This is a genomic window from Streptomyces sp. SID5910 (assembly GCF_009862125.1).
Classification (GTDB): Bacteria; Actinomycetota; Actinomycetes; order Streptomycetales; family Streptomycetaceae; genus Streptomyces.
On sequence record NZ_WWHX01000194.1, the window covers coordinates 1 to 5,949 of the forward strand.

The 5,949-nt window shown below is 70.9% G+C and carries 5 protein-coding genes and 1 pseudogene; 2 read left to right on the top strand and 4 right to left on the bottom strand.

Features of this window, described 5'->3' with window-relative positions:
• A partial coding sequence (locus GTW67_RS06770) for an amino acid permease (RefSeq protein ID WP_161163891.1) occupies positions 1 to 1,349 on the top strand: 1,349 nt, incomplete at its 5' end.
• A gap of 102 nt (positions 1,350 to 1,451) precedes the next feature.
• Positions 1,452 to 1,877, top strand: a complete 426-nt coding sequence (locus tag GTW67_RS06775) for an OsmC family peroxiredoxin (protein WP_161163892.1) — start codon at positions 1,452 to 1,454, stop codon at positions 1,875 to 1,877.
• A 10-nt stretch (positions 1,878 to 1,887) separates the two neighbouring features.
• Here GTW67_RS06775 and narI read toward each other — a convergent pair whose 3' ends face one another.
• From narI to GTW67_RS06795, 4 genes and pseudogenes are all read right to left on the bottom strand, one after another.
• Positions 1,888 to 2,610, bottom strand: a complete 723-nt coding sequence (gene narI, locus GTW67_RS06780; protein ID WP_161163893.1) for a respiratory nitrate reductase subunit gamma — start codon at positions 2,608 to 2,610, stop codon at positions 1,888 to 1,890.
• Positions 2,607 to 3,101, bottom strand: coding sequence for a nitrate reductase molybdenum cofactor assembly chaperone (gene narJ / locus GTW67_RS06785; RefSeq protein WP_161163894.1), 495 nt, complete (start codon positions 3,099 to 3,101; stop codon positions 2,607 to 2,609). The genes narI and narJ overlap by 4 nt, the downstream gene beginning before the upstream one ends.
• A complete protein-coding gene (gene narH / locus GTW67_RS06790) occupies positions 3,101 to 4,696 on the bottom strand; it encodes a nitrate reductase subunit beta (protein WP_161163895.1) in 1,596 nt (531 codons plus the stop codon). Before narH ends, narJ begins: the two co-directional genes overlap by 1 nt.
• Positions 4,696 to 5,943: pseudogene (locus GTW67_RS06795) on the bottom strand (molybdopterin dinucleotide binding domain-containing protein); the annotation flags it as partial. The gene narH and the pseudogene GTW67_RS06795, both read right to left, overlap by 1 nt.
• Positions 5,944 to 5,949 lie beyond the last annotated feature (6 nt).

Genomic DNA, 5,949 nt, shown 5'->3' on the forward strand with positions numbered 1-5,949 from the left:
TCCCGGCCCCCGGCAGCACCCGCCACGCCCGCCGCTTCGGGCTGCCCGTCGCCACCGCCCTGGTCATGGGCAACATCATCGGCGGCGGCATCTTCCTGCTCCCCGCCTCCGTCGCCCCGTTCGGCACGATCAGTCTGCTCGCCTTCGGCGTCCTGACCGTCGGCGCCATCGCGTTGGCCCTGGTCTTCGGCCGCCTCGCCGCCCGCGACCCGCGCACCGGCGGCCCCTACGTCTACGCCCGCGAGGCCTTCGGCGACTTCGCCGGGTTCCTCGCCGCCTGGGCGTACTGGATCACCACCTGGGTGTCCAACGCCGCGCTCGCCGTCGCCGCCGTCGGCTACCTCGACGTCCTGATCCCGGTGAACGGCCACCGCTGGACCGCGTGCCTGGCCGCGCTCGCCATCCAGTGGCTGCCCGCCCTCGCCAACTTCGCCGGCACCCGCTATGTGGGCGCCGTCCAGCTGGTCTCCACGGTGCTGAAGTTCGCGCCGCTGCTGCTCGTCGCGGTCGGCGGGCTGTTCTTCTTCGACGCGGACAACCTGGGCCCGTTCAACGCGAGCGGCTCCAGCGGCATCGGCGCGGTCTCCGCCGCCGCGGCGATCCTGCTCTTCTCCTACCTCGGCGTGGAGTCCGCCGCCGTCAGCGCCGGCGAGGTCAAGGACCCGCGCCGCACGGTCGGCCGGGCCACGGTCATCGGCACCGCGGGTGCCGCGCTCGTCTACCTGCTGGGCACCCTCTCCGTCTTCGGCACTGTCGCCCACGACCGCCTGGTCGACTCCAGCGCTCCCTTCTCCGACGCCGTGAACGCCATGTTCGGCGGCGCCTGGGGCGGCTGGGCCGTGGCGCTCGCCGCCCTGGTGTCGATGACGGGCTGCCTCAACGGCTGGACCCTGCTCAGCGCGCAGACCCCGTACGCGGCGGCGAGGGACGGCCTCTTCCCCGCAGCCTTCGCCCGCAAGCGGCGCGGCGTCCCCACGACCGGCGTCGCCGTCACCGTCGTCCTCGCCTCCCTGCTCACCGTCTACAACTACACGTCCGGCTCGGCGAAGGTCTTCGAGGTCCTGGTCCTCGTCACCACCTTCACCGCGACCGTCCCCTACCTGCTGGCCACCGCCGCCCAGCTCTTCCACCTGGTCTCCGGACAGCACGAACGCGTGAACCGCGCCCGGCTGGTGCGCGACGCGGTGATCGCCTCGGTGGCGGCCGCGTTCTCCCTGTGGCTGGTCGCCGGCGCCGGGTACGCGGCGGTCTACCAGGGCGTGCTGTTCCTGTTCGCGGGCGTCCTGGTCTACGCGGTGATGGCGGCCCGGCGGCAGCGCACCCCGCACGGGGACCGGTCTTCCGGGTGAGCCGAGCCGGAGTGTGATCGGATGGGGGCGAGGAACCCGGACACGGGCTTCCACCGCCCCGCATCACCCCAGTACCGCAAGGGAATCCGGAAAGGAATCGTCGTGGCAACCACGCGCTCCGCACACACCGTCTGGGAAGGCAACCTGCTCGAGGGCAGCGGTGTCGTCACCTTCGACTCGTCCGGCATCGGCGAGCAGCCGGTGTCGTGGCCGTCGCGCGCCGAGCAGGCGAACGGCAAGACCAGCCCCGAAGAGCTGATCGCCGCCGCCCACTCCAGCTGCTTCTCCATGGCGCTGTCGCACGGCCTGGCCGGCGCCGGCACCCCGCCCACCAAGCTGACCACCTCGGCCGACGTCACCTTCCAGCCGGGCGAGGGCATCAAGGGCATCCACCTCACCGTCGAGGGCACCGTCCCCGGCATCGACAACGACGCGTTCGTCGCCGCCGCCGAGGACGCCAAGAAGAACTGCCCGGTCAGCCAGGCCCTCACGGGCACGACCATCACCCTGTCGGCCAAGCTGGCCTAGCCGACAGGCCCTAGGAGCCCGCGCGCTCCCAGCCCCGCCGGTCCGGGCGCGGCCCCAGTTGTCTGGGGTCGCGCGACCGGTAGACCACGTACGGGCGGAACAGGTACTGGAGCGGCGCGCTGAACATGTGGACCAGGCGCGTGTAGGGCACCAGGGCGATGAGGACCATGCCGATCACCGCGTGGACGTGGTACAGCACCGGCACCCCCTCCATCAGGCCCGTCCTGGGTTGCAGGGTGAACAGGCTGCGCGCCCAGGGGGCGATGGTGCTGCGGTAGTCGTAGCCGTTGCCCGAGCTGTCGGAGAGCTTGGCGACCATGCCGAGGACGATGGCGCCGAGCAGGAAGACGTACATGACCTTGTCGTTGGCCGTGGTGGCGCGGAAGACCGGGGCGTTGGTGCGGCGCCGGTAGACCAGCAGGGCGATCCCGGCGACCGTGAGTGCCCCGGCCAGGGTGCCGCCGTACAGGGAGAACAGGTGGTACGCGTGCTCGCTGATGCCGATCGACTGCGTCCAGGACGCCGGCACGAACAGGCCGATCAGGTGGCCGACGAGCACGAACAGGATGCCGTAGTGGAAGACGGGCGAGGCGATGTTCAGCAGCTTCGACTCGTAGACCTGGGAGGAGCGGGTGGTCCAGCCGAAGCGGTCGTAGCGGTGCCGCCAGATCAGGCCGGCGACGAGCAGGGCGAACGCGGCGTAGGGCAGGACGCCCCAGAGGAAGACGGTCATCGGCGTGCTCCGGTCGGTGCGGGCGGCAGGGTGGCGCACACGGCGTCCAGGACGCACGCGTACGGGGTGCCGAAGGCGGTGAGCCGGGAGCGGAGCTCGCCGAGCGCGTCGCGGTGCTCGACCAGCAGGCCCAGGTCGCCGGTGCGCGACGTGAACTCCAAGACGGCCGGCAGGAAGTCGGGCAGCTCCTCGCCGGTGAACTCCAGGCCGTGGCGGCGGTACAGCTCCTTGAAGCGCACCAGCGACATCCCCCGGTTGCGGGTGTCGCCGTCGGTCCACCAGCTCAGATAGAGGCTGTGCCGGTTCTTGAAGTCGAAGACCTCCACGTAGTGCGCCTGGAGTTCGCCCTGCGGGGTCAGCGCCGCGTGGTCGGTGAAGGCGCGCAGTTGCGGGGCGGCCTCGCGCAGCAGGGGCAGCCGGGCGCGGAAGTCGTCGTCGGGGTAGGTCAGGCAGAGCGCCGCCGCCTGGTACAGGACCTCGAAGCCGGGCATCACACCTCCTCCTCGTCGTCCGCGGTCTGCCGCCGGCGCAGGATGTGGAAGTTCTCCACCGGCACCAGCGGCAGCCGCTTGCGTCCCGAGTCCTGGCCGAAGGGCCCGTCGCCGCCCATGCCGGGACCGCCGTCCACGTCGAGGCTGCACGTGTCCGGCAGCGCCGACGCCTCCAGCCGGTGCGCGTCCCCGACGGCCGCGGTCGGGATGACGTACCGCTCCTCGTACTTGGCGATCGCCAGCAGCCGGTACATGTCCTCGATCTCGGCCGGCGTCATCCCGGCGGCGGCCGCGACCGACGGGTCGGTCTCGTCGCCGAGGTTGACCGCTCGCATGTGGGAGCGCATCGCGGCCAGCTTCTCCAGGGACGCCCGCACCGGACCGACGTCACCCGCGGTGAACAGCTCCGCCAGGTACTCCAGCGGGATCCGCAGCGTGTCGATGGCGCCGAACAGGTTGTCCGCGTCCTCCCCGTCGTGCCCGGTCTCGGTGAGCGCGTCCACCACCGGCGACAGCGGCGGGATGTACCAGACCATCGGCATCGTGCGGTACTCGGGATGCAGCGGCAGCGCCACCCGGTACCTGCTCACCAGCGCGTGCACGGGTGAGCGCCGGGCCGCCTCCAGCCAGTCGTACGGGATCCCCGCGGCCTCCGCCGCCCGGCGCACCTCGGGGTCCTCCGGGTCGAGGAAGACGCCCAACTGCGCCTCGTACAGGCCCTGTTCGTTCGGGGTGGACGCCGCCTCGGTGACCTTGTCGGCGTCGTACAGCACGACCCCGAGATATCTGAGCCGGCCGACGCACGTCTCCGAGCAGACCGTGGGCTGGCCCACCTCGATGCGCGGGTAGCAGAAGGTGCACTTCTCCGCCTTGCCGGTGCGGTGGTTGAAGTACACCTTCTTGTACGGGCACCCCGTCACACACATCCGCCAGCCCCGGCAGCGGTCCTGGTCGACCAGGACGATCCCGTCCTCCGACCGCTTGTACATCGCCCCGGACGGGCACGAGGCCACGCACGACGGGTTGAGGCAGTGCTCACAGATCCGCGGCAGATAGAACATGAACGTCTCTTCGTACGCGAACTTCACCTTCTCCGAAGCCTGTTGGCGGGTGCGCTCCACCATCGGGTCCAGGTCGCCGTAGGCGGGCGCGCCGCCCAGGTCGTCGTCCCAGTTGGAGGACCAGGCGATCTTCATCGGCTTGCCGTCGAGCTGGGAGACGGGCCGCGCCACCGGGTAGTCGTCGCCGAGCGGGGCGTCGGTGAGGTTCTTGTAGTCGTACGTCCAGGGCTCGTAGTAGTCCTTGATCTCCGGCAGCTTCGGGTTGGAGAAGATCCCGGCGAGCTTCTTCAGCCGGCCGCCCGCCTTCAGCTTCAGCGCGCCCCGCCGGTTCAGCTCCCAGCCGCCCCGCCACTTCTCCTGGTCCTCGTAGCGGCGCGGATAGCCCTGCCCCGGGCGGGTCTCGACGTTGTTGAACCAGACGTACTCCATGCCCCGCCGGTTGGTCCACGCCTGCTTGCAGGTGACCGAACAGGTGTGGCAGCCGATGCACTTGTCGAGGTTCATGACCATCGCGATCTGGGCCATCGGACGCATCAGTACTCGACCTCCTGGGCGCGGCGGCGGATCACCGTCACCTCGTCGCGCTGGTTGCCCGTCGGCCCCAGATAGTTGAACGCCCACGACAACTGGGCGTAGCCGCCGATGAGATGGGTCGGCTTGAGGAGCAGACGGGTGAGCGAGTTGTGGATGCCGCCGCGCTTTCCGGTGGTCTCGCTGAGCGGCACGTTGACGGTGCGTTCCTGCGCGTGGTGCATGTAGACCGTGCCGGGCGGCATGCGGTGCGAGACGATCGCGCGGGCCACCACCACGCCGTTGCGGTTGACGGCCTCGATCCAGTCGTCGTCGGACACGCCGATCGCCGCCGCGTCCTCGGGTGCCATCCAGATGGTCTGGCCGCCCCGGGACAGCGCCAGCATGAACAGGTTGTCCTGGTACTCGGAGTGGATGGACCACTTGTTGTGCGGGGTGAGGTAGCGCACCGTGACCTCACGGTGCCCGTCCGGGCCGAGCTGCGGCTCACCGAACAGCCGGCTCATGTCCAGCGGCGGCCGGTACACCGGCAGCGCCTCGCCCAGCTCGTGCATCCAGTCGTGGTCGAGGAAGAAGTGCTGGCGGCCGGTGAGGGTGTGCCAGGGCTTGAGGTGCTCGGTGTTGAGCGTGAACGCCGTGTAGCGGCGCCCGCCGGCCTCGCTGCCCGACCACTCCGGCGAGGTGATTACGGGCACGGGCGCCGCCTGGGTGTCGGCGTAGGTGACCTGTTTGCCCTCGTGCTCGGCGGCCAGGTGGGCCATCTCCTGCCCGGTCTTCGCCTCCAGGGTGCGGAAACCCTGCACGGCCAGGCGGCCGTTGGTCGTGCCGGACAGGGCCAGGATGGTGTTCGCCGCCTTCACCGCCGTGTCCAGCGCCGGGCGCCCGTCGGCCGGGCCGCCGCGCACCGCGCCGTTCATGTGCCGCAGCCGCTCGACCTCCTCGTCCGGCTTCAGCGTGATGCCCTTGGCCGGCAGCCCCTTGGCCTCCACCAGCGGCCCCAGCGCCGCGAACTTGGCGCCGATCGCCGTGTAGTCGCGCTCCACGACGGTCAGGTTCGGCAGCGTCCTGCCCGGCACCGGATCGCACTCGCCGCGCTTCCAGTCCCGTACGACCCCGCCCGGCTGGGCGATCTCGCCCGGGGTGTCGTGCTGGAGCGGCGCCGCCACCAGGTCTTTGCGGGCGTCCAGGTGGCCGGCGGCCAGCTCGCTCAGCTTCTCGGCGATCGCCTTGAACGTGTCGAAGTCGGTGCGCGTCTA